This is a genomic window from uncultured Pontibacter sp. (genome assembly GCF_947492645.1).
Lineage (GTDB): Bacteria > Bacteroidota > Bacteroidia > Cytophagales > Hymenobacteraceae > Pontibacter.
This window is the reverse complement of the sequence record NZ_CANLMZ010000008.1, coordinates 1-23,441: the sequence shown is the minus strand read 5'-3', so window position 1 is coordinate 23,441 and position 23,441 is coordinate 1. Positions and strand designations below refer to the sequence as shown.

The window sequence follows — 23,441 nt, the reverse complement described above, 5'->3', positions numbered from 1 at the left end:
ATGAAGTTAGTTTTCTCACACCCGACGGGCAATGCAAATGTTCGAGCAGCCGCCAAAGGATTTGCGCAGGCAGGCCTTTTGTCGGAGTTTCATACTTCCATTGCCTCCTTTCCTGGAAGTTTATTAGATAGATTCGCTACCATCGGTCCACTTGCAGAGATTCGGAGAAGGCAGTTCGACCCGGTTCTCAAACCAATTACAAAAACCTGGCCTTGGCGTGAAATGGGTAGACTGGCAGCGGGTAAAATAGGCATCAACTCATTCTCTAAACATGAAACGGGCGCATTCTGTGTTGATGCAGTTTATCAAAGTTTAGATAAAAGGGTAGCGAAACGTTTGGATCGGCTTTCAAAAGCTCGTGTAAATGCTGTTTATGCCTACGAAGATGGTGCCCAGTTCTCTTTTAGGGAAGCAAAACGACTTAACTTAAAATGTAATTATGATCTGCCAATCGGGTATTGGCGTGCATCGATGCGGCTTCTGGAAAATGAGCGAATACTTAAGCCGGAATGGGAGCCTACGCTCGTCAGTTTTCAAGATTCTGCTCTAAAGCATGCGTTTAAAGATGAAGAATTACGGCTGGCAGACAAGATTTTTGTTGCAAGTCAGTTTACTGCCGAAACGCTGAAGGATTTTCCTGGTGCATTGGCGCCCATCGAAGTTATACCCTACGGATTTCCGCCTGTGGCAACTAAACGCGATTATCACAATTTCTCGATGCGGCGGCGCTTAAAGCTCCTTTTTGTAGGCGGTCTCTCCCAGCGTAAAGGTATAGCAGAGTTGTTTTCTGCTGTGGATGCCTTAAAAGACTATGTTGAGCTGACAATAATTGGAAATAAAATAAATGATAATTGCCCGGCCCTGAACTTTGCTTTAACGAAGCATAAATGGATTCAAAGTTTGCCGCACGCAGAAATATTGAATGCTATGAAAGCACATGATGTATTGGTTTTTCCGTCCCTTTTTGAGGGGTTTGGGCTTGTAATTACAGAAGCAATGTCTCAGGGAACACCAGTCATAACAACAGATCGTACAGCTGGGCCAGACTTTATAGAAAGCGAACACAATGGATGGTTAGTGGAGGCGGGATCTGCAAATGCGCTTCAGGCAGCTATCGAAAAGCTTATATACCAACCTAAGGCTGTAATTGATGCAGGTAAAGCTGCAATGGCTACTGCACAAGCCAGGCCCTGGGAAGTATACGGAAGAGAATTGGCAGAAGCTATATTAAAACATCAGTAGCAATTTATTACTACCTGCATGCATACTTTTAATAACATACTTTTAGATAAGCGCTCTCAACCCAACAATGTACAGCAGTTGCAAAAGCTTAACGATCTTTCTTTAGCAGACTCAAACAGCTTGCTAAGGAAGGGGATATGGGTTTATTTTCTTCTGCTGATTTTTGAGGGGGCTTTAAGGAAGTGGTTTTTACCTGAACTTGCTACTCCATTGCTTATCATCCGGGATCCGTTGGCTTTATGGCTCGTTGTATCTGCCTGGAAAAAGGGAATACTCCCAGAGAATGTGTACATGTCTGGTATGGTGTTGATAGGCTTAGTAGGCATATTTACAGCAGTAGGGTTAGGGCATGGCAGTTTTCCTGTTGCCATTTACGGTGCCAGAATTTTGATTATTCAAATTCCTCTGATATTTGTTATTGGCAGGGTGTTTAACCAGGAAGATGTTTTAAAGCTAGGCAAGATAACCTTATGGATTTCCATTCCCATGGCGGTTCTTATCGGGTTGCAGTTCTTCAGCCCGCAATCTGCGTGGGTAAACAGGGGGGTAGGTGGCGATATGGAGGGAGCAGGCTTTAGCGGTGCCCTGGGATATTTCAGACCACCCGGCACATTTTCATTCACAAACGGCAACACGATGTTCTTTGCTTTTGTAGCAAGCTTTGTGTGTTACTACTGGATAGACCCCAAGGGTATCAGCCGGGCACTACTTATTGGCGCTACCATCGCTTTATTGGCTTCAATACCTTTTTCCATCAGCCGGGCATTATTTTTTCATGTTGGGGTATCTGTTGTTTTTGCCGGCCTGGCAGCTTCCCGGAACCCCAAGTATATGGGACGGTTGATAGGAGCTGGCATATGTGTTGTATTAGCCTTGGTTGCATTAAGTGGCACAAGCTTTTTTCAGACGGCCACCGGGGCATTTACAAACCGCTTCGAAACAGCTAACGAAATAGAGGGCGGCTTAGAAGGCGTTTTACTGGACCGTTACCTTGGCGGAATGGTTGGCGCGCTAACTGACTCTGCTGAACAACCTTTTTTTGGATTTGGAATAGGAATGGGGACAAACGTTGGCAGTATGCTGCTGGCTGGAGGCTTTAAGTATTTGATTGCTGAAGGAGAGTGGGCCCGGATTATTGGGGAGCTAGGTCCGTTTATGGGGATTGCGGTAATTTGTCTACGTGTGGGTTTGATAATTAAAATCGCAATAGCATGTTACCAGAAGATGGCTTTGGGTAATATACTGCCCTGGATGTTGCTGAGCTTCGGCTTAATGGTTTTTCCGCAGGGGCAATGGGCACAGCCTACATCACTTGGTTTTTGCACGTTCATAGTAGGGTTAATACTGGCTGCTTTACGTGTTCCCGAAACGGCACCAGCTGGCAAGTAAGAGTAACAGATACCTAAATGGTTTACCTTTAATCAAGAAACATGAAAATCGTATTCTTCTCGCACCCGACATTTCTTGGCTCGCAAAGCATGCCGCGCTTTACCAGAATGTTGGCTGAGGGAATGAAGGAGAGTGGCCACGAAGTAGAAGTATGGGCGCCTAAGCCACGGTTAAACCGATTGCCAGCTCCAGCAAGTATAAAAAAATGGCTTGGCTACCTCGACCAGTACATTATATTTCCAGCGGAAGTACGCAAGCGTTTAAAGCATTATGGTGCAGACACCCTTTTTGTATTTACAGATCATGCCTTAGGGCCATGGGTACCTTTGGTAGCAGAAAGAAAGCATGTGATACATTGCCACGATTTCCTGGCGCAACTGTCAGCACTTGGGCACGTGCCCGAAAACCCCACAAGCTGGACCGGTAAGCTATACCAGGCCTACATACGAAAGGGATATACACAGGGAAAACACTTTATTTCTGTATCTGAAAAAACACGTGAGGAACTACATAAATTGCTGCATACTGCTGCTGTGTCCTCAGATGTGGTTTATAATGGACTAAACGGAGATTTTGCTCCTTTAAACCGAATCGAGTCCAGAGCTATACTTGGCAAACACATCAGATGTGATTTAACAGATGGTTTTATACTACATGTAGGCGGAAATGAATGGTATAAGAACCGAATTGGCGTATTGGAAATTTATAATGCCTGGCGCGAAAGCAGCAGCTCGGCAGTTCCTCTGCTGATGGTGGGCCATAACCCGTCACCGGAATTATTGGCGCTACAACAGCAGTCTTCTTATAAAAGGGATATTCATTGGTTAGTCGGTTTAGCAGATGAGCAGGTTAAACTAGCTTATACTGGGGCAAAAGTGCTTTTATTCCCCTCGCTGGCTGAAGGTTTTGGCTGGCCGATTGCAGAGGCAATGGCCTCTGGGTGCCCGGTTATAACAACTAATGAGGCACCCATGACAGAAGTTGCAGCCAAAGCAGGTTATTACATACCCCGTCGTCCCGCAAATAAAGATCAAGCTAAACAATGGGCTTCAGATGCAGCCATCGTTTTAGATAATGTAGTGCACCTTTCTGAAATAGAATTAAACCTCGCAGTAAAACAAGGACTTGTAAACTCGCAAAGGTTTAGCACAACAGAAACATTAAAAAGAATCGAAGAAGTTTACCACACTATTCTGGAGACGGACAAGCATTTTATACAGCATTACGCTGCCGTCCAGGCTTAACTACCATTAAAAATTATATATTAAGTATAATGTATTATAAATTATAATTAATACTTTAAAATATATAACATTATGTATTTGTATGCGTTTTATAGAACTATAATTATTTAATATTTAACTATGTGCGGTATACTTGGTCATGTAAATTTGAGCGGTTCTGATCAGGAAGGTCCTTTTTTAGGCATGATCGGGCACCGTGGTCCTGATGGAAGAGGAGAGTGGCTAAACAGTAAAGGGAATGTCTATTTAGGGCATGTCAGGTTAGCTATACTTGAGCCTACCGCAGCAGGACACCAACCTATGCATGATGCCAAGGGGCGCTATACTATAACCTTTAACGGTGAAATCTACAACCACCTGGAGTTGCGTGCTTTAATGCCAACTGTAGAATGGCGTGGATATTCAGATACCGAAACTCTGCTAGAACTCTATGCCAGAAAAGGATTAGAAGCATTACCGCTTTTAAAAGGGATGTTTGCTTTTGCAATCTATGATTCTGTTACCGAGCAGCTTGTGTTGGTTCGTGACAGACTGGGTATAAAACCTTTATACTACAAGCATGATAATACTGCAATTAGTTTTGCTTCTGAGGTAAGGCCTTTATTAGATGCAAAGAACTGTATCCCTACACCACAAAGTATAAGTGAATATATCGCTTTTGGCCGTTTACCTGGCAGCGGAGAACTTTTCGAGAGTGTATATGCTTTGCCTGCAGCTACCTGGATGGCGATTGATGGCTCCGGGAAAATAAGTAAAGGGAGGTGGTGGCCCGATGAAAAACGGACATTTTCTGCCATAAAAAGGCGGGAGGATTACGTGCTGAAAACAAAGAAGCTGGTTACAAAAGCAGTTGAAGAACACCTGATTTCAGATGTAGGAGTAGGCGCTTTTTTAAGCGGAGGAATCGATTCGAGTATTGTGGCGCTGGTGGCGGGGCAAACATTAGGAAAAAACCTGAGAACTTTTACAGTAGGATTTACTCAGGCAACACATGATGAACGAAATATTGCCCGAAAAGTAGCCAGGCAGGCAGGATCTGAACATTGCGAGCTGGAAGTTAGCGAAGATACTTGTCTTGCCTGGGTAATGGAGGCCGTCGCAAAACTTGACCTTCCTTCGGTAGATGCCATAAACACTTACATTGTTTCCAAAGCAGTTCGAGAATCTGGATTAAAAGTAGCCTTATCCGGACTTGGTGGCGATGAGTTGTTTGGCGGCTATCCCAGCTTTAAAGATGTGCCAATACTACATAAGCTTGGTTTACTTCCCTTTCCGATAAGGAAGCAAATGATAAAATTGATGCCCCAGTCTCTGAAAGATAAACTTGAGGGGTTGAAGAACTTCAATACAACTGAGCTTACAGTTAACAGGCGCCGTTTTATGTCTGTAGCTAAACTTAACGCCTTAGGTTTTAGTGCTGAACAGCCACAAACTGCACCAGCGCCCCAATACCTGGATACAATGGGCATGATCTCTTGGGCTGAGATACAACAGTATATGATTCCGATGTTACTGCGGGATAGCGACCAAATGAGTATGGCTGTAGGGCTTGAAATCCGGGTGCCTTTTCTAGACCACAGCCTGGTGCAGGAAATGATGCATTGTCCGCAGAATTTTAAAAAAGGTAAAGGCATCAAGCCCTTACTGATAGATGCCTTTCGAGCAGAGCTACCACCAGAAGTCTACAACAGAGCCAAGCAAGGCTTCTCGCTACCCATGGATGCGTGGATGCGCGGCCCGCTGGCTGACTTTACAGAAGATGGCGTAGCTTCGGCAGCAGACTATTTAAGTTTATCTGAGCCGTTTCAGCAGTACGATAGCTTTGTAGATGGCGGCACCCACTGGACCAGAGTTTGGCAATGGTGTGTGCTTGGGCATTGGTTGGCAAGCAAAAAAGTGCCACAAAAAAACGCAAGAGTAATTTCAGGGAGTTAAGTTATAACTAATAACAGCTGGCCATGCTGGCGCCAAGTATAAACTGCTCCATTACAATTTAACCCACTACAGCAGATGCATATACTAAGAGTAATCGGAAGTATGAATCCTTCTAAGGGTGGCCCTTGCCAGGGTATACGCAACTCTATACCCGAACTGGAGAAGATAGGCGTGCAAAATGAGGTTGTATGTTTAGATAGCCCGGATGAAGTTTTTATCAAAAGAGATCCATTTAAGATTCATGCCCTAGGGCCTGGCAAAAGCTCCTGGTACTACAGCGCAACATTGATGCCCTGGCTTTTAGAGAATTTAAGCCGCTTTGATGCGGTGATAGTGCATGGCCTCTGGCAATATCACGGTTACGCTGTAAAAAAAGCAATCGCGCAGTTAAGAAGTCAGAAGCATACTGGTAAAAATATACCGAAAGTATTTGTGATGCCCCATGGTATGCTGGACCCTTACTTTCAAAAAGCAAAGAGCAGAAAGTTGAAAGCTATGAGGAACTGGCTTTACTGGAAGCTGATAGAAGGGCACGTTGTTAATAAGGCAGACGGTGTTTTATTTACCTGCGAAGCAGAGTTAGAATTGGCACGGCAGCCTTTCAGGCCATACAATCCAAAGCGAGCCATTAACATAGGGTATGGTATCACCGAGCCTCCAGTATATAGCAAGGCTATGCAGGATGCTTTCAGCCATAAATGCCCACAAGTAGCTGATAGCCCTTACATTCTTTTCCTGAGTAGGATACATGATAAAAAGGGCGTTGACTTACTTATCAAGGCCTATGCTAAGCTACTGGAATCGCGGGTTAATCACAGGCTTGCAGAAGTATATGATGAAGGAGAAACTATAGCTGACAATGATGTTGAATTTCCGAAATTAGTTATTGCAGGCCCAGGTCTTGATACGGCTTATGGTAAGTATGTGCAGCAACTGGCTTCGGCTACACCAGAGCTCCAGCATTCGATCTTCTTTCCTGGTATGCTTACCGGTGATAGTAAGTGGGGAGCTTTTTATGGCTGCGAAGCTTTCGTGCTGCCAAGCCATCAGGAAAACTTCGGCATAGCAGTAGTAGAAGCGCTAGCCTGCAGCAAGCCCGTTCTTATATCCGACCAAGTTAACATTTGGCGGGAAATTAAAGCTGCTGGTGGCGGCATAGTAGCCGCAAATACACAGCATGGTACTTTTAAGATGCTCGCAGATTGGCAGGATTTATCCCCCGAGATGAGATTGATAATGGGAAGTATGGCTCGGGAGACCTATGAAAATCACTTTTCTATTGGCCCAAATGTACTTAGGCTTCTGGAGGCAGTAAGAAATTCATAGTGCTGTAACTAAATCTTTATATACAACATCACTTTAAGTTTATACTATGTTTACACCGCATGATCCCAATAGTCCAGATGCACATCTTAGGCCGGTGTTCCCGCTTTCTCATAGAATACGGCGCGGTATCTGGAACATGGCTTGGCTTCTGCTTTGCCAATGGACTCCAAGGCCAATGCATTTCTGGCGAATTTTTGTGCTGAGGCTTTTCGGCGCATCAATAGGTAAAAACAATACTGTTTATCCTACCTGCAAAATCTGGGCTCCCTGGTTACTTGAAACACATGACGTTGTAAGTATAGGCCCAGGTGCTGAGATATATAATCCTGGCGGTGTGAGGTTAGAGCACCATGTCATCGTTTCGCAGGATGCATACCTCTGCGGGGCAACGCACAATTACAATAGTGCAGATTTTACCTATGTTATGAAGGAGATTGTGCTAAAGCCTTATACCTGGATTTGTGCAAGAGCAATTGTTTTACCGGGTATATGTTGTAAAGAAGGGAGTGTATTGGGAGCAGGTTCAGTAACAACCAAGAACCTGGCCCCCTGGACAGTATATGCAGGCAACCCGGCTATGCCCGTTAAAGAGCGTCATAATTTTTTGGCAGAAAAAAGCGAGGTGCTCTTTCAATGAATATAGAACAAGTATGCCATGAGGCCTATGACGTATGCGTAGTAGGAAGTGGGCCTGCCGGAATTGTCTTCTCCCTAGAGTACACACGGCTTAACCCCACAAAAAAACTATTGCTATTAGAGTATGGCTATAAAGGGCAACCCGCAAAGAATGCACTAGATGATTCAATAAGTATAAATAACGCTGTTAACCATCATAGCCCTTACGAGTGTACTAACAAAGGCTTAGGGGGCACGTCTACTACCTGGGGTGGCAGGTGTGTCATGTATGATGAAGTTGATTTTACTGACCGGCCGATTCTTCAAGGGGGCTGCACATGGGATACTTCCTTATTCAGAGAGCTTACTACATTTACTTCCCAGGCTGCTTCTTATTTTGATTGTGGCAAAGCAGAATTCAACTTACATAACTCCCTTGATTTAGGAAGTCATCGAATTGCAGAGGGCTTTCAGGAGGGCGTGGTTACTGATACAGTAGTTGAGCGGTGGAGTATTCCTACCCGCTTTGGAACCAAGTATGGCAAAGAAATCCTAAAGAGAAAAAATCTTACCTTTATTCAGGCTGTAGAAGCAAGAGATTTTAGTTTCCCGGAGCAGACAGGAAGTATAAGTGCGTTGCTGGTTAGGTCTGTAATTACACAAAAGTGTTATAGGATTACGGCAGCTAAATTTGTGCTGGCGGCCGGAGCGCAGGAGACTACACGGATTTTATTACGCAACCCACAGCTTTTCAAAAATCTTAGAGAAACACCCGGCGTACTTGGTAAATATTATCAGGGGCATCTTTCCGGTAAAATTGCGTCCGTTAAATTTTACGGGAATCCCCTAAACACCAAGTATGGATTCGATGTAGATGAAGAAGGCATTTATATAAGGAGGCGCTTTCAATTTACCTCTGATTATCTTGTTAAGCATAACCTTCTGAATACGGCGATATGGTTGGATAACCCGCTTTACTATGACCCTGCTCACCGTAGTGGTGCCATGTCCTTCATGTATTTAGCTATGTTGATGCCCTTTATCGGCAAGAAACTGGCTCCTCCGGCTATTGCACATTCCATCACGAAAGGGAGAGTTAACAAATTAGACCATCATATCTGGAATATACTTCGAAGTATACCGGCATCTTTAATGATACCTGCTATCATTTTTTATAAGCGATACTGCCTTAAAAGAAAGTTGCCTGGCATATTTCTCTTCAACAATCAAAACAAATACGCATTACATTTTCATGCTGAGCAAACTCCAAGGGCTAGTAACTGCATGCGCCTTGGTGTTGATGGAGAATCGCTCGTTATAAATTACAATTTGTCTGATGATGATGTCAATTCTGTAATCAGCTTGCACAAAACGTTAGATAAATGGCTGCGAGCGTGCGGGTGCGGAGAGTTGGAGTATTGGTATACAGAGGAGCAACTGCCAGCCGCTATCTATGCTATGTCAAAAGATGGATTGCACCAGACCGGCACTACCAGAATTGCAGCCTCGCCAGACAAAGGAGTAGTAGACCAAAACTTAAGAGTATGGGGCACGGACAATGTTTATGTCTGTAGCAGTTCCGTTTTTCCAACTTCAGGGCAAGCAAACCCAACCTTTATGTTAGGAACCTTTGCTGTGCGTCTGGCTAAGCATCTAACGGCATCATAAAAAGCTGCTTTTACCTCTACATGTACATACCCGGAAAATCTTATTGCGACCACCTGTTTAAATAAAGTTCATATGGTTTCAGTTGTTATACTTACAAAAAACGAGGAACAGGATTTGCCTGCCTGCCTTGCATCACTAACATGGTGCGATGATGTACACGTACTTGATTCGGGTAGTACCGACAGAACATTAGAGATAGCCCATGCCTATGCAGCTATTGTCAGTTACAACCCTTTTGAGAGTTTTGGCAAGCAGCGGAATTTTGCCTTAGATACTTTGGAGCTAAAGTATAAATGGATACTGTTTCTGGATGCAGACGAAGTTGTGACAGATGCATTTAGAGATGCGGTATACGATGCTATTTTAGATGCTGATGAGGAAACAGCTGGCTTTTATTGCTGCTGGAAGATGATGCTGGAGGGAACATGGCTAAAGAACTGCGATAATTTTCCGAAGTGGCAATTCAGGTTGTTGAAAATGGGTAAAGCCAGGTTTAAAGACTTTGGCCACGGGCAAAAAGAAGATCTGGTAGAAGGTGAAATCAAATATATTAAAGAACCTTATCTGCACTTTAGCTTTTCAAAAGGCTGGTCGCAATGGGTGGACAGGCATAACAAGTATTCGGAGCAGGAGGCGGTAGCACGACTGTTTTCACCGCCGCCGTTTAAAAACATCTTCTCTAAGCATGCAAGCACCCGCAACCCGGCCCTTAAATCGTGGCTAAGCAAGATGCCTGGTTGGCCTTTGCTACGGTTCCTGCATGCTTACTTCATAAACCTGGGCTTTTTAGAAGGAGCGCCCGGCTTTATATACTGTGTTAATATGGCCTACCACGAGTTTCTGATTCAAATTAAAATGCGAGAGCTCAGAATCTTGAAAAGTTTAAGTGCTGCCTCTCAGGATACAAAAGCTAATAAGCACAGCTCTCTTAAAAAGCATGTTTCTCATATCGAGGAGTCAATTTCACTTTAAGCTATACCGTAAGTTTCATTGTATCATTGCTTTAGATCTTTACAAGTAGTGCCTGTAGTAGCTCAACAGCCTGGCCTAATGCTATGTAAACAATTTGTTATTATTATTTCTATGTTCAGCCTAAGTTTTTATAATAAAATAAATATTTAATAAAGATATATTAATCTGAAACATTGTTTAAATAAAATAGTATTATATAAAAAATCATATAATTTATTAGGTAAGGCTAATAAGTCCTGTCATCATACGAATTAGTTCAATAACATATATACGCTACATAACTGTACTCTGTGTTATCAGAACCTATACTGCCTCATAACAGAGGTTGTACAATAATTTTTATTTGAATGTAATTAAGCCTGGGTGGTTTACCGAGTGCATAATGTGTTAAAATATGGGAAAAACATTACTTTTTATAGGGTATAATTTTTATCCAGAGCCTACTGGCATTGGAAAGTATAGTGGAGAGCAAGTAGAATGGTTAGCAAAAAATGGCTACGAATGTACTGTTTTGGCATCTTATCCATATTACCCGTTCTGGAAGGTTCAGGAGCCATATTATAAACACAGGTTCTGGTATAAAACCGAAGTGCAGCACTTTAAGTCGGGAGGTAAGCTAACAGTACACAGGTGCCCGATGTATGTGCCGGGTAAGCCCTCAGGTATAAAAAGAATACTACTTGACTTTTCGTTTCTGGTGTCAGCCTTCTTCATGCTATTGATATTACTCCCCAAGAAGAAGTTTGACTTTGTTGTGACAGTCCTGCCATCGGTGACACTTGGACTATTAGGGATGATTTACAAAAAAATAAGAGGGGCAAAGCTGATATGCCATGTGCATGATATGCAAATTGAAGCAGCACGCGATTTAGGTATGATTAAATCAGAAAAAGCCATTAATACCTTATTTAAGCTAGAAAAATTCATTTTTGATGAATGCGATGAAGTTACATGTGTGGGTGAAGGGATGGCTCGCAAAGTCAGAATGAAAGCAAAGAAGAATGTGTCCTTATTCTTCAATACAACAGACCTGGACCTGTTCCACCCGCTAAGTGATAAAGCTAGCTTAAAGAAGATGTTCGGCTTTAATGCTACTGATAAAATTATACTTTATTCTGGCGCAATCGGTGAGAAGCAAGGTATTGAGACCATACTTTATGCAGCTAAGGAGTATGATAATTTGAAAAACCTGAAGTTTGTGATCTGCGGATCAGGACCTTATAAAGAAAAACTGCAGGAAATGGCAAGTAAGCTTGCATTACAAAATGTAGTATTTCTGCCGCTACAGCCTATCGAGAAATTTAACCAGTTCCTTAATATGGCTGATGTACATCTCATCGTACAGAAGGCAAATGCGGGTGATCTTGTGATGCCATCAAAACTTAACACCGTTCTTGCGATTGGGGGCTTAGCCCTGGTAACTGCTAATAAGGGTTCGGGTATGCATACGCTGATCGAGAGGCACAATATGGGCATATTAGTAGACGCTGAAAACCAGGAGGCGCTTAATGCAGGCATTTTAAGGGCAATAACAGAAAGTACAGAAGAATTGGCTAAAAATGCCAGGGTGTATGCCGAGTCTCATCTGGCCATCTCTAAAATCATGATGAATTTTGAGAAAGCATGCCTGGTAAAGCAATCTCAAAAAATCAGGCATATACAGCAACCTGCAATCAACCAGATATAAGGGCTGTAGTTTGCAGCACAGCAAGATTACTATTGTTACGTTACCTTTTCTTGAGTTTCTAACATTCATATTATTTATAGAGATGCATAAAACTGACAAAATTTTTGTAGCAGGCCACAAAGGAATGGTTGGTTCGGCTATAGTAAGGTTTCTGGAAAAAGAGGGGTACACCAATATTGTAACCCGAACATCTCAGGAGTTAGATTTACGAAACCAGAAACAGGTAAATGACTTTTTTGCTGAAGAAAAACCGAACTATGTTTTTTTAGCTGCTGCAAAAGTTGGAGGTATAATTGCAAACAACACCTATAAGGCCGAGTTTATTTACAACAATCTCATGATCCAGAATAATGTGGTTCATGCGGCTTATGTGAATAATGTAACTAAATTGATGTTACTGGGGTCATCATGCATCTACCCTAAGTTTTGCCCACAGCCCATGAAGGAGGAGTATCTTCTGACGGGCGAGATCGAACCTACAAATGAGCCGTACGCTATTGCCAAGATAGCTGGAATAAAGCTTTGCGACTTTTACAGAGAACAGTACGGTTGCAACTTTATATCTGTGATGCCTACCAGCATTTATGGGCCAAACGATAATTATGATTTACAAAACTCACACGTTTTGCCTGCCCTGATGCGTAAGTTTGTTGCTGCACGTAATAACAACGATCCGTTTGTATCTATTTGGGGCAGCGGCAGCCCTAAGCGTGAATTCCTGCATGCAGATGACCTGGCGGAGGCGCTTGTGTTTTTAATGCACCATTATAATGAGCCTGGAGTAATAAATATTGGTGTAGGGGAAGACATATCTATACTTGAATTGGCAAAACTTGTCAAAAAAGTAGTTGGCTATGAAGGGGAAATAGTAACAGACCCAAGCAAACCGGATGGCACACCTCGCAAGCTGATGGATGTAACCCGGTTAAATTCGATGGGGTGGAAAGCGAAGACCCCGTTAGAAGAGGGCATTTACAAAACCTATGAAGAGGTAAAAGAGATGGAGTGGTGCAGGGAGTTAGTATACTAATGTAGCAATGCGGCCATTCTTTCATTTTTGGCAAAAAGAAAGAATTCGCTTCTTGAACATAATTTAAATACGCAAAAAGGCAGTGCCACCCGGTACTGCCTTTTTGCGTTTCCAGGATAAAGGCATCGCTATAGTTGGTGCCTGGATTTGCTACAAAGCATTGCTATGTTATACTTGGGTAGCGTAACCCAATTATACTTTTCCTAACCAGGCAATTTTGCAACGCCGGCGCAACAGTTAGCGTAAGTCACAGCTAAATAAACGCAACAAGTATAGTATGTCTTACATCTTTCAGGATTGGGCCGCGAATAAAGGCAATATTAAAGGCCGCATGGTCATGGTTCTTTTCCGTTTAGCACGCCCTGCTTCTTTAAACAATAAATTATTAAGGCTTATCTGGCTTCCATACCTTGCTTTTTACAAGGTGTTTGTAGAGTGGTTTCTTTGCATTGAGTTACCGCATTGGACGCAGGTTGGAAAAAACTTCTACTTAGGCCACGGGCAGGCGCTTGTTGTAAACGGCTGCTCTATTATAGGTGATAACTGTTTTTTCAGGCACTCTACTACGCTTGGTAACATAAGGCGTGAAGACGGTTCATACTCTGGCTCACCAATTATAGGTAACAATGTTGAACTGGGCTCAAATGTATGTATCATAGGTGAAGTGAGAATAGGAAACAATGTCAGAATTGGCGCAGGCTCTGTGGTAGTAAAAGATATTCCAGATAATTCTATCGCTGTAGGAAATCCAGCCAGGGTGATCAAAACGATAAAGCCGCTGGAACAAAGCCCTGCTACACAAATGGAAATGTTGCCGAACGCGCTTGAACTAAATTAATTTAATTTTTACGTAAGCCAGAAGCCCTAAACAGAAGCGGTTGTCTTTAAACCAGTATAAGCTGGCACAAAGGCAGTCGCTTCTATTTATGGCATTCGTGGTTAAGATGGGGCTAACCAAAGTCAGATTGCTAAAAGTCCTGACCCAAAGATATCTGGCCTACATTTTTCAGCTCGTTCATGTCTTTATAGAACTGCTTTAAACGCAGTCCTTCGGGCACAAAAACATAAAGTTTAATCGTGGAGTTCTGTTTGTTCTTAGACTGAACAATGTTGATGTTTTTCGTGATGATGTCATGCTTCTCAAGTATGGAGATCACTTTGCTCGTCTCTATTTTTGTTGATTGAAAGTTCACCTTCAAAGTTTTTAGAGAGCCGCCAGTTATAAATTTCTTTCCTACTTTATCAAGTATAGCAAGTACAAAAAGTAAAAGCATTGTAACGATAATAGCAGCGGCATACATACCCACTCCAACCGATAAGCCTACAGCTGCTACAGCCCAGATAGTGGCAGCTGTGGTTAAGCCATGTGTACTGCCCCCAAGCCTGAATATGGCTCCTGCACCCAAAAAGCCTATCCCAGATACTACCTGCGCTGCAATTCTGCCCGGGTCTACGTTAGGGTAAGCAGAAAAAGTCTGGGGTATGTAAACAGAGATCAGCATCAGCAGGCAGGAGCCAACAGCAATAATAATATGTGTTCTTAGTCCCGCATTTTGGCGGCGGCTTTCCCTTTCCAGGCCAAGTAAGCCGCCTAGTATTGCGCTTAGAAGTATGCGTATTACAATGTTGGTAACAGTAATATCTGTTGAGTCTAGAAAAAGCCAATCCATGAAAGTATGTGGTAAAAATTACATAAGCTTTACTGCATTCTGTTCTTAAAGTTTAGGTTTCTTTATTTAATTAAATGCCTTTTTGGTCAAGTCCTGAATTTGGCCTTATCCATCGTGCAAAAAGTATAGCTGTGCTCGTTAATCGGCTTTTTCATACTTCTGCGTCACATAGAAATTCTTTTCATCACTTCTTATCAACTGTCCGTCACATTTAATTTCTGTTGATCGGTAAGCTGCTTAATCTTGCCCATAATCAGTTCAGGATTTTAAAACGATGGCTTATCATTATGAGATTTAGTATGTGTACATCGGCATGGCATGCACCAACCCAAAGTATAAAAGCGCTTTATCAGCGGGGACTCTGGTTAGCTGCAGTAGGGTTACTTGTAGTTTTTTGGGGCAACATACTTAAAACGCAACATATAAGTATAAGCCCTTTACCTGCAGATACATCATTTAGCCTGATGCAACCAGCAGCAACAAGCAAGGTGGTAACTGCTGCATGTGTAGCAGGGGAGAAGCCAGTCAGAAGTATACCTGGAGCAACCTATTTTGATAAAGCCAACGGTGTACCAGCGGATCAAGCGGATGCAAGTAGTGTGTCTGCAACAATAGCAAGTATGGCCTCTGTTGCACTACAGTTTGCAGCAGCAGCAGTTATACAGTTGGCAGAAAATTGAAAAGGATCCTCAAGCCGCTCCTTGGCAAAACACCTGCCAATTTATCCCAGGCAGCAGCAAAACCTCACACGCAGCTGCAAAGTATGGCTTCAGCCAACAGCAGGTGTAGGTTGCTGAGGCTGCAATTCGTCACAAAATATAAACCTTCTATCACTTTTATTACCAATCATCAACCCTTTCTCTTATCATTGATTTATGAATGACCTTGCAATTAAAAATTATTTAGTGGAGCCTATCCAACGGAATAAAGTGGAGTTCTGGGCAGCAACTACCATGTTGGTTTTCGCGCTGTTTTCGCTTTCTACTGGCGTTAGCCCGAACAAGCATGCTTTTGATGACGAAGGCATTGTGTACCACTATTACGAGCATTACTTTTTTCCGCAGTTGTTCCGGTATGTTATCCTGTACCTGGCGTTCCTGCTCATGAACTTTGTCGTTATTCCCAGGCTCATCGCTAAAAGAGTACTGTGGCTTAATATTTTCCTGGTATTACTCACATTTGTGCTGCTCGGTATATTAAATGGTGTGTTGGATACTTACACAAGGGCACACTTGTTTTCACGGTTCGACTCAGAGCAACGGACGTATGAGGTTATATTTCAGCAGAGTTTCCATTATGCTTTCAGGCTGCTGCTGATAATCGGGTTTTATACAGTTATAAAGTATGTAGGCCTTTACCTGTTAGCCAACTCGAGTACTATACAGGCAAAGTATAGCATGATTACCCGTGATGTGCTGACCGCATTTATACTATGGATGGTAAGCGTTTTTCTGCTGCTGATCATAAACATTGGAGAGGAAATTACCTTTGCCTGGGGCCTGCTATCGCTTAGTGCGCTGTTATTGTACACCGTTTCTTTTTACTCTCTTATCCCTAAGTCGCTAAGCGCCAGGAAACCCTTTATGGCTTATGCGCTAAAGAGCCTGCTGGTACTTGTGCTGGCATTTCTGCCAGTCGCGCTACTGTTAATGCTGCTCATCGGCGATGAGGAATCTGCTTTTGGGATAAGCTTTTTTAACGCTCTTTTTCAGCTGTTCGTGACAGTTCCTGCTACCTGGATGCTGTATAAGCGGCAGGCAAAAGGCAGCGAAGAGGTATATGTGTTAAAAACGGAGCTGGGCAAGTCAAATGCAAACCTGGATTTTTTGCGCTCCCAGATAAACCCACACTTCCTGTTTAACGCTCTTAATACCCTTTACGGCACAGCACTCCAGGAAAACAGCGAACGTACCGCACAGGGTATTCAGATGCTGGGCGATATGATGCGGTTCATGCTGCACGAAAACCTGCAGCAGAAGATACTGCTCTCACGTGAGGTAGAGTATATGCGGAACTACATCGACCTGCAACTGCTGCGTACTTCAGCATCACCCAACATCATCATCGAAACAAAGATTGAAGATGTGATAGACGATAAATTTATTGCCCCCATGCTGCTCATCCCTTTCGTTGAAAATGCCTTTAAGCATGGCATCAGCCTCAAAAATAAATCGTGGATCAGGATTACGATGCACAGCGATAAGAAGAAGCTATACTTTGATGTATACAACAGCACACACCCAAAGTCGGAGCAGGACACAGAGAAAGATAAATCTGGTGTTGGCTTGGTAAATGTAAAGCAACGCCTTGCCTTGTTGTACCCAGACAAGCATGAACTGATGATAAGGGAAACGGCCGAGGAGTTTTTTGTGCACCTGACAATAGAACTGTAAACTAAAGCGAATTTAATAGCCTATACTTTAAAAATTACTTATATTGGAGTATAGCTGAAAGTATGAGAGCAATTGCAATAGACGACGAGCCAATGGCGCTGGAGGTAGTGCGGTCACTTGCATCCAAGGTGCCTTACCTGGAGCTGCAGGCCTGTTTTACAGATCCTTTTAAGGCCCTGGAGTACTTGCAGAACGAATCGGTGGACCTGCTCTTCCTGGATATTAAAATGCCAGACATATCAGGACTTGAGTTTGTGACAAGCTTGCCTAAAAAGCCGCTTGTGATTTTTACAACGGCTTACTCAGAGCATGCCGTTACAAGTTTTGAGCTGGATGCTGTGGATTACCTGCTGAAGCCTTTCTCACTTGCACGGTTTGTTAAAGCCTGCAACAAAGCGCAGGAGCTTTTGCAATTGCGTGGCCATGTTATAACCCAAAAAGATTACATTTTCCTGAAAACAGGGTATGAGCAAGTAAAGGTGCACTTCGAAGAGATTTTGTACATGGAGGCTGCCGGTAACTACATCACTTTTATACTGGAAAACAAAAAGTTGCTCTCGCGCATGACGATGGGCGAATTACTGGATATGCTGCCAGAAGATAAGTTTACCCGTGTGCACCGCTCTTATGTTGTGGCCAAAAATAAAATAGACAAAATAGAGCGCCACCAAGTATGCATTAAAGGAAACGCTGTACCCGTTGGGGCATCTTTTATGCAACAGTTACAGCTAGATTAAAAGATTGTTTGTTTGTGTTAATTCTAAAGCCGCACCTCCTGAAAGGTGCGGCTTTTTCGTGTGCTATACTTGCCGTAATCTAAAATCAAGCACCCTCTCATACTTTATACTTCCCTGTTTAGCTCATCACATCTTTAGTGCAGTTCATCACTTTTAATTGATGCGGCAAATAATCTTCCTTATCCTTTGTAAGTTGTTTATCACCAGCATCATAACCTTAAAACTATGGAGTTAACTATCAGAAATGTATCGAAGAGCTATGCCAATGGGGTGCAGGCGCTTAAAAATATTAACCTGACTGTTCCTGCAGGGATGTATGGCTTGCTTGGACCAAACGGTGCCGGTAAATCAACGCTTATGCGGATACTGGCTACGCTGCAGGAGCCGGATGAAGGCAGTATTTACCTGGGAGATATAGATGTTGTAAAACAGAAGGATAAACTACGCGAGTCGCTGGGTTACCTGCCACAGGAGTTTGGTGTGTACCGCAATGTAAGAGCCGAAAGCCTGCTCAACCACTTTGCCATACTAAAAGGCATTATGAACCCCCCTGCTCGCAAAGAAGTGGTACAGGCCTTGCTGCATAAAACAAACTTGTGGGATGTGCGCAGGCAAAAGCTGGGCGGCTACTCTGGTGGCATGCGGCAGCGCTTTGGGGTAGCAGTTTCCTTGTTAAGTAATCCTAAGCTGCTCATCGTGGATGAACCTACAGCCGGCCTGGATCCCTCTGAACGTGTGAGATTTCTGAACCTGCTCTGCGAGTTGGGGGAGAGCAGCGTAGTTATACTTTCCACGCATATAGTAGAGGATGTTTCAGAACTCTGCACCCGCATGGCCATCATCAACAAAGGGGAGATCTTACTTGAAGACGAACCGCTACGCGCTACAGAAGAACTACAAGGGCAAATTTGGCGGCGTGTAATTGATAAAGAGGACTTACCCGAATTAGAACGCACCCACGCGCTAATCTCCACGAGGTTGCTTGGTGGCCGCTGTGTGGTGCGCATTTTCAGCAACGGCAACCCCGGCAATGACTTTACACCGGCAGAGCCCAACCTGGAAGATGTTTACTTCAGCACCATGACCGGCCACAACAAGCAGCAGGCAAAGCAGGCAAGGGAGGAGGTAGCGCTATGAAGTTCTGGGAGATGTTTCGCTTTGAACTAGCTTACCAACTGTGCCGGTGGTCTACGTGGCTATACTTGCTGGCAGGGCTTGGCTGTACGTTTCTTTTAGTTTCAGATTTTATGGTAAGTGCACGTGGCGGAGATGTGAATTTTAACGCTCCGGTCATGGTGGCAGCTGCCATTTCGTTTGCCACTTTGTTTGGGTTGTTAGTTGTTGCAGGTGTAGCTGGCAATGCGGCAACCAAAGATGCACAGGCACGGATGGAGGCACTAGTTTATACTTCGCCCATCAGCAAAGCTACTTATTTAGGTGGAAAGTTTTTAGCTGCGTTTGCCATCGCAGTATTTTACCAGGGGGTAGTTATACTTGGGCTGATGCTGTTGGTTTTTATGCCAGGTGTGGAGGCATCCATACTTGGGCCTTTCCGATTGGCTACCTACCTGGAAGCCTATTTTTTTCTGGCCTTGCCCAATGCCTTCATTTCAACGGCGATTTTATTTTCGGTGGCAGCGCAAAGCCGGTTTGCCATGGCAAGTTTCATGGCAGGAGTGGTGCTGTTCTTATCTGCTTTTTTGATAGAAGAAATCATTGCAGGATATTATAGTAAATGGGAGTTAGCCAAAGTGCTGGACTATACTGGTTTTACGTTGCTAAAGGCCCTGAAGAATACTACTACACCTTTAAAGTTAAACTCCGAATTGATTGGCCTGGCGCCCTTGCTCCTTAACCGCCTTTTCTGGCTTGCCTTAGCCCTTTTAGCGCTGCTGTTTACGTACTTACGTTTCAGGTTTGCCTATGTGGTTTCAGATAATGTGTGGGCGCGCATTTTTCACAGAAAGGCGATTGTTTTTACACCAGGGCCGGTTACTGTTGTTAAAATGCCAGCCAGTCCGCAAAGCTTCAGCGCAACAGCCCGCTTAAAGCAGGCGCTGTACCTGTCGGTGCATTATTTTAAAAGCGTTATACTTGGCTGGGGAGGAGTCTTCATACTTGCAGCGGCCTTTATCATCGGTATGATTCTGGTAGAAATCATTGCAGGAGCACTTGATATTCCGGTTGTTCCTACTACTGGGCGTGTATCCTCGGCATTAAACTACCTTACCTTTCGCATTTTTGTAATAGCACTTATCACAGCTTTCGCCGGGCAACTTATCTGGGAAGAGCGGGATGCCCGCCTGCATGATCTAACGGATAGTGTGCCGTTACCTGATTGGTTGCTGCTGCTGAGTAAGTTCCTGGCTTTAACGCTTCTTATTTTAGCTACACAGGCCGTACTGCTGGCAACAGGCATGATCATTCAGCTCATAAAGGATTACCATTACTTTGAGATTGGATTGTACCTGCGCATACTCTTCGGGCTGCAGCTTGTGGATTACCTTTTGTTTGCCGTTATGGGCATGGTGGTGCACGTGCTTGTAAATCAAAAGTATGTTGGCCACATGGTTGTTTTCCTGGCTTTTCTTTATACTATTTACCCTGCCAAGCTTGGCCTGGAACATAATTTACTGGTGTATGGCGCGGGCCCTGATTGGTCTTATACAGAAATGGCGGGTTTCAATGGTTCTGTTAATGCCTGGTTCTGGTTTAAGCTTTACTGGGCAGCCTGGGCTATACTTTTTGCCGTTATCGCCAGGATATGTTGGGTGCGGGGCTACGAAACTGTATTTGCCTGGCGCTACAGGCTGGTAGGTTTGCGACAGACGCCCATACTTTGGAAAGTAACAGCGGCGGCAACGCTCTTGATTTTCACGCTTGGCTCTTTTGTGTTCTACAACACTAACATCCGCAACAGCTACTATACTACTGCAGAAAAGCTAAAACTGCATGCGGCGTATGAGCAGCTATACGGCCAGTACAGGCATAAACCACAACCAACCTTAACGGCAGTTGCACTAAATGCAGCTATTTACCCGGAGCTGCGCAAGGCAAAAATTGAGGGCCGGTATATACTTAAGAACAGGACCAAAACAACCATAGACACCATACATGTAGCCACCGAAACTGAATTTGACATACCTGTTCTGCATTTTAACAGGAAAGCCAAAAGAATCCATACCGATTCTAAACTAGGCCATTCCATTTTCATACTTGCAGCCCCCCTCCAACCCGAAGACTCTATCCAGATGAACTTTGAGCTGGTGGTGAAGGAAAAGGGAATCAAAAATAGCGGAACTAGTAGCCCTGTAGCCAGAAACGGAAGCTATTTTGTTAAAAACGAAGGAATGCCTGCCATTGGCTATCAACCAAGCCGTGAACTTAGCAACGCACAGCAGCGGAAACTGCACCAACTGCCGCCAAGGCTGGCTGCTTCATCGCTTTACAATGCCGCTGCCCGCGAAAACATGCTAGGGCGGGAGCGCATTCGGTTTGAAGCTGTTTTAAGTACAGATCAGAGCCAAACAGCCATTGCACCTGGTGTATTGCAAAAGCAATGGCTGAAAGACGGACGAAGCTATTTCCACTATAAGACGGATGTGCCAATCCTGAATCTTTATGGCTTGTTTTCGGCAAATTATGCTGTACGCACATCCAGCTGGAGAAATGTGCAATTGCAAATGTTTTACCACCCCGGCCATACCCTAAACCTGGACCGCATGGAGAAAAGTATGAAAGCATCCTTAGATTATTATACCAAGCTTTTTGGCCCTTACCAGCACCGGCAGCTGCGGTTAGTGGAGTATCCAAGTTCAGGTACAGGCGCTACTGCATACGCAGGCACCATTGCCTTTACAGAAGGTTTGGGCTTACTTAACGCTGCCGCAGATTATCGTGATTTTGACATGCCCTTCGCGGTGGTGGCCCATGAGGTAGCGCATCAATGGTGGGGCCATCAAGTAGTGCCTGCTAATGCAGAAGGTGCAGCTTTGTTGGCTGAAAGTCTGGCCTGGTACAATGGGTTAGGCGTTGTAGAAGCAGTACATGGGAAGGAGCACCTCTGGCGACTGCTTACCGTAATGAGAGAGTCGTATTTAACGCCTCGCTCTAAAGCAGATGTACCTTTACTACGGGCCAATGATTATTTTCTGGGTTACCGCAAAGGGCCTTTTGCCATGTATGCATTACGGGAGTACGTGGGGCCGGAGCGGTTAAACGTTGCCCTTCGTAATTTTTCAGAGAAGCATAGCGGAGGCAAGCCACCCTTGCCAACATCCCTGGATCTGTACCGCGAGTTGCAACTTGTAACACCCGACTCGCTACAGTACCTGCTATCTGACCTGCTGGAACAAAACACCTTTTGGGAAATAGAAACAAAAGACGCTACAGCCAAGCCACTAGAAAATGGCAATTGGAGACTAACGCTGGATGCACAGTTAAGAAAAGTGCGTGTTGACACGGCAGGAGTGGAGACTGAAGTTGCGATGCATGAATGGGTGGAAATTGGCGTTTTTGAACAAGGCAAGTATGGCGGGGAGGGTAGATTGATGTATCTCCAGAAACACCTTGTCAGCTCAGGCAGGCAAAAGGTTTCTGTAACTGTACCGGTTAAACCTGCTATGGCAGGAATCGACCCACGCTATCTGCTTATTGATGCCGATATGAACAATAATATAAAGCCTGTAAAGTACCTTACAGCTTCTGAGGCTAGGCAACAGAAAGATATAGCAAGGCGATAGCAGGTTTTTAGGCAAAGTTTCAGATCAAGGAGTATCCCCAGTACAGGGCTACCGGTGCAAACGCTTGGCATGCAAAGGCGTATAGATACATTAAAAACATAAGTGGATGAAGTTTAAAAAGAAGCAATTTATACTTGCTGGCATTTTATACTTGCTGGTAGCTGCCTGTTCGCCTATTAGGGTTTTAGATACTGAAGCCGACGAGGGGTTTAAATTAAGCAATTATAAAACGTTTGACTTTTATGAAGTTGATGCCAGCGGCGATGCGCTTGGGCCTTATACTTCTCAGCTGGATTACCTTAAAAAAGAGATTACGCAGCAGCTAATGCAGCAGGGCTTACAGCAAGATGCCGCTGCGCCAGACCTGAAAGTAAACCTCGGAATCGTGATTGCCGAGAAAGTGCAGACCCGCGAAACGAATATCCTCACGGATCCTCCCTATTACATGGGCCAGCGGCGCTACACCTGGAAAAGCAGGGAAGTAGAAGTGGGGCGATACCAGCAAGGTACGCTGTCGTTGCACCTGGTTGATAATGCCCGCAACGAACTAATGTGGCAAGGTGCCGCAGAAGGAGTAGTGCCGGATGATAATGTAGCTAAGCTGCAAAAGCGGATTAGTGAGGGGGTGCAAAAGCTAGTTGATGAAATACCGAAATAGCGCTTAATGCCTTATACAAAAAAAGCCTGCTTTGATCAAAGCAGGCTTTTTTTGTAAAGTCGGGGTGGCAGGATTCGAACCTACGACCTCCACATCCCAAATGTGGCGCGATACCGGGCTACGCTACACCCCG

At 44.1% G+C, this 23,441-nt stretch carries 18 protein-coding genes and 1 tRNA gene; 17 read left to right on the top strand and 2 right to left on the bottom strand.

Translation table 11 applies throughout. From position 1 onward, the window contains the following. The 11 genes from Q1A23_RS10660 (at nucleotide 1) to Q1A23_RS10610 (ending at nucleotide 13,946) form a co-directional block, all read left to right on the top strand. On the top strand, nucleotides 1-1,242 hold the full coding sequence (locus tag Q1A23_RS10660) for a glycosyltransferase (RefSeq protein WP_299823007.1): 1,242 nt from the start codon (nucleotides 1-3) through the stop codon (nucleotides 1,240-1,242). An 18-nt stretch (nucleotides 1,243-1,260) separates the two neighbouring features. After that, entirely contained in the window at nucleotides 1,261-2,631 is a 1,371-nt protein-coding gene (locus tag Q1A23_RS10655) for a hypothetical protein (RefSeq protein ID WP_299823005.1), read from the top strand. 41 nt (nucleotides 2,632-2,672) lie between these two features. Next, entirely contained in the window at nucleotides 2,673-3,875 is a 1,203-nt protein-coding gene (locus Q1A23_RS10650; RefSeq protein WP_299823002.1) for a glycosyltransferase, read from the top strand. A 120-nt stretch (nucleotides 3,876-3,995) separates the two neighbouring features. After that, nucleotides 3,996-5,810, top strand: a complete 1,815-nt coding sequence (asnB, locus tag Q1A23_RS10645; protein WP_299822998.1) for an asparagine synthase (glutamine-hydrolyzing) — start codon at nucleotides 3,996-3,998, stop codon at nucleotides 5,808-5,810. A 75-nt stretch (nucleotides 5,811-5,885) separates the two neighbouring features. Further along, complete coding sequence (locus tag Q1A23_RS10640) at nucleotides 5,886-7,136, top strand: glycosyltransferase (RefSeq protein ID WP_299822995.1); 1,251 nt, start codon at nucleotides 5,886-5,888, stop codon at nucleotides 7,134-7,136. Between the two features lie 46 nt (nucleotides 7,137-7,182). Continuing rightward, a complete protein-coding gene (locus Q1A23_RS10635; RefSeq protein ID WP_299822992.1) occupies nucleotides 7,183-7,773 on the top strand; it encodes a putative colanic acid biosynthesis acetyltransferase in 591 nt (196 codons plus the stop codon). Next, nucleotides 7,770-9,419: a GMC family oxidoreductase gene (locus Q1A23_RS10630; protein WP_299822989.1), complete on the top strand. Its 1,650-nt coding sequence runs from the start codon at nucleotides 7,770-7,772 to the stop codon at nucleotides 9,417-9,419. Before Q1A23_RS10635 ends, Q1A23_RS10630 begins: the two co-directional genes overlap by 4 nt. Before the next feature lie 72 nt (nucleotides 9,420-9,491). Then, nucleotides 9,492-10,391: a glycosyltransferase family 2 protein gene (locus Q1A23_RS10625; RefSeq protein WP_299822986.1), complete on the top strand. Its 900-nt coding sequence runs from the start codon at nucleotides 9,492-9,494 to the stop codon at nucleotides 10,389-10,391. 394 nt (nucleotides 10,392-10,785) lie between these two features. Then, entirely contained in the window at nucleotides 10,786-12,078 is a 1,293-nt protein-coding gene (locus tag Q1A23_RS10620; RefSeq protein WP_299822981.1) for a WcaI family glycosyltransferase, read from the top strand. An 82-nt stretch (nucleotides 12,079-12,160) separates the two neighbouring features. Further along, nucleotides 12,161-13,108, top strand: a complete 948-nt coding sequence (locus tag Q1A23_RS10615; RefSeq protein WP_299822978.1) for a GDP-L-fucose synthase — start codon at nucleotides 12,161-12,163, stop codon at nucleotides 13,106-13,108. A 277-nt stretch (nucleotides 13,109-13,385) separates the two neighbouring features. Continuing rightward, nucleotides 13,386-13,946 (top strand): serine acetyltransferase, encoded by a 561-nt coding sequence (locus Q1A23_RS10610; protein ID WP_299822975.1) that lies wholly within the window; start codon nucleotides 13,386-13,388, stop codon nucleotides 13,944-13,946. 130 nt (nucleotides 13,947-14,076) lie between these two features. Here the strand turns inward: Q1A23_RS10610 and Q1A23_RS10605 are convergent, their stop codons facing one another. After that, nucleotides 14,077-14,778 (bottom strand): MgtC/SapB family protein, encoded by a 702-nt coding sequence (locus tag Q1A23_RS10605; protein WP_299822973.1) that lies wholly within the window; start codon nucleotides 14,776-14,778, stop codon nucleotides 14,077-14,079. A gap of 287 nt (nucleotides 14,779-15,065) precedes the next feature. Here Q1A23_RS10605 and Q1A23_RS10600 point away from each other — a divergent pair, with 287 nt between their 5' ends. The 6 genes from Q1A23_RS10600 to Q1A23_RS10575 all read left to right on the top strand — a co-directional run bounded on the left by Q1A23_RS10600 (nucleotide 15,066) and on the right by Q1A23_RS10575 (nucleotide 23,308). After that, the gene (locus Q1A23_RS10600) at nucleotides 15,066-15,458 is read left to right on the top strand and encodes a hypothetical protein (RefSeq protein ID WP_299822970.1); all 393 of its coding nucleotides are present in this window, start codon (nucleotides 15,066-15,068) and stop codon (nucleotides 15,456-15,458) included. Nucleotides 15,459-15,653: 195 nt separating this feature from the next. Continuing rightward, nucleotides 15,654-17,171, top strand: coding sequence for a histidine kinase (locus Q1A23_RS10595; protein ID WP_299822968.1), 1,518 nt, complete (start codon nucleotides 15,654-15,656; stop codon nucleotides 17,169-17,171). A gap of 62 nt (nucleotides 17,172-17,233) precedes the next feature. Beyond that, nucleotides 17,234-17,908 carry a LytTR family DNA-binding domain-containing protein gene (locus tag Q1A23_RS10590; protein ID WP_299822965.1) on the top strand — a complete coding sequence of 225 codons (675 nt, stop codon included), beginning with the start codon at nucleotides 17,234-17,236 and terminating at the stop codon, nucleotides 17,906-17,908. 225 nt (nucleotides 17,909-18,133) lie between these two features. Further along, nucleotides 18,134-19,045: an ABC transporter ATP-binding protein gene (locus Q1A23_RS10585; RefSeq protein ID WP_299822963.1), complete on the top strand. Its 912-nt coding sequence runs from the start codon at nucleotides 18,134-18,136 to the stop codon at nucleotides 19,043-19,045. Then, the gene (locus Q1A23_RS10580) at nucleotides 19,042-22,650 is read left to right on the top strand and encodes a M1 family aminopeptidase (RefSeq protein WP_299822961.1); all 3,609 of its coding nucleotides are present in this window, start codon (nucleotides 19,042-19,044) and stop codon (nucleotides 22,648-22,650) included. The genes Q1A23_RS10585 and Q1A23_RS10580 overlap by 4 nt, the downstream gene beginning before the upstream one ends. 106 nt (nucleotides 22,651-22,756) lie before the next feature. Next, on the top strand, nucleotides 22,757-23,308 hold the full coding sequence (locus tag Q1A23_RS10575) for a DUF4136 domain-containing protein (protein ID WP_299822959.1): 552 nt from the start codon (nucleotides 22,757-22,759) through the stop codon (nucleotides 23,306-23,308). A 59-nt stretch (nucleotides 23,309-23,367) separates the two neighbouring features. On the opposite strand, the gene Q1A23_RS10570 is transcribed toward Q1A23_RS10575, so the two are convergent. After that, nucleotides 23,368-23,441 (bottom strand) — tRNA-Pro (locus Q1A23_RS10570).

What these genes read in the sequence shown, in the direction of transcription:
- Q1A23_RS10660 (WP_299823007.1), top strand. Translation starts at nt 1, where the DNA reads ATGAAGTTAGTTTTCTCACACCCGACGGGCAATGCAAATGTTCGAGCA.
- Q1A23_RS10655 (WP_299823005.1), top strand. Translation starts at nt 1,261, where the DNA reads ATGCATACTTTTAATAACATACTTTTAGATAAGCGCTCTCAACCCAAC.
- Q1A23_RS10650 (WP_299823002.1), top strand. Translation starts at nt 2,673, where the DNA reads ATGAAAATCGTATTCTTCTCGCACCCGACATTTCTTGGCTCGCAAAGC.
- asnB (WP_299822998.1), top strand. Translation starts at nt 3,996, where the DNA reads ATGTGCGGTATACTTGGTCATGTAAATTTGAGCGGTTCTGATCAGGAA.
- Q1A23_RS10640 (WP_299822995.1), top strand. Translation starts at nt 5,886, where the DNA reads ATGCATATACTAAGAGTAATCGGAAGTATGAATCCTTCTAAGGGTGGC.
- Q1A23_RS10635 (WP_299822992.1), top strand. Translation starts at nt 7,183, where the DNA reads ATGTTTACACCGCATGATCCCAATAGTCCAGATGCACATCTTAGGCCG.
- Q1A23_RS10630 (WP_299822989.1), top strand. Translation starts at nt 7,770, where the DNA reads ATGAATATAGAACAAGTATGCCATGAGGCCTATGACGTATGCGTAGTA.
- Q1A23_RS10625 (WP_299822986.1), top strand. Translation starts at nt 9,492, where the DNA reads ATGGTTTCAGTTGTTATACTTACAAAAAACGAGGAACAGGATTTGCCT.
- Q1A23_RS10620 (WP_299822981.1), top strand. Translation starts at nt 10,786, where the DNA reads ATGGGAAAAACATTACTTTTTATAGGGTATAATTTTTATCCAGAGCCT.
- Q1A23_RS10615 (WP_299822978.1), top strand. Translation starts at nt 12,161, where the DNA reads ATGCATAAAACTGACAAAATTTTTGTAGCAGGCCACAAAGGAATGGTT.
- Q1A23_RS10610 (WP_299822975.1), top strand. Translation starts at nt 13,386, where the DNA reads ATGTCTTACATCTTTCAGGATTGGGCCGCGAATAAAGGCAATATTAAA.
- Q1A23_RS10605 (WP_299822973.1), bottom strand. Translation starts at nt 14,778, where the DNA reads ATGGATTGGCTTTTTCTAGACTCAACAGATATTACTGTTACCAACATT.
- Q1A23_RS10600 (WP_299822970.1), top strand. Translation starts at nt 15,066, where the DNA reads ATGAGATTTAGTATGTGTACATCGGCATGGCATGCACCAACCCAAAGT.
- Q1A23_RS10595 (WP_299822968.1), top strand. Translation starts at nt 15,654, where the DNA reads ATGAATGACCTTGCAATTAAAAATTATTTAGTGGAGCCTATCCAACGG.
- Q1A23_RS10590 (WP_299822965.1), top strand. Translation starts at nt 17,234, where the DNA reads ATGAGAGCAATTGCAATAGACGACGAGCCAATGGCGCTGGAGGTAGTG.
- Q1A23_RS10585 (WP_299822963.1), top strand. Translation starts at nt 18,134, where the DNA reads ATGGAGTTAACTATCAGAAATGTATCGAAGAGCTATGCCAATGGGGTG.
- Q1A23_RS10580 (WP_299822961.1), top strand. Translation starts at nt 19,042, where the DNA reads ATGAAGTTCTGGGAGATGTTTCGCTTTGAACTAGCTTACCAACTGTGC.
- Q1A23_RS10575 (WP_299822959.1), top strand. Translation starts at nt 22,757, where the DNA reads ATGAAGTTTAAAAAGAAGCAATTTATACTTGCTGGCATTTTATACTTG.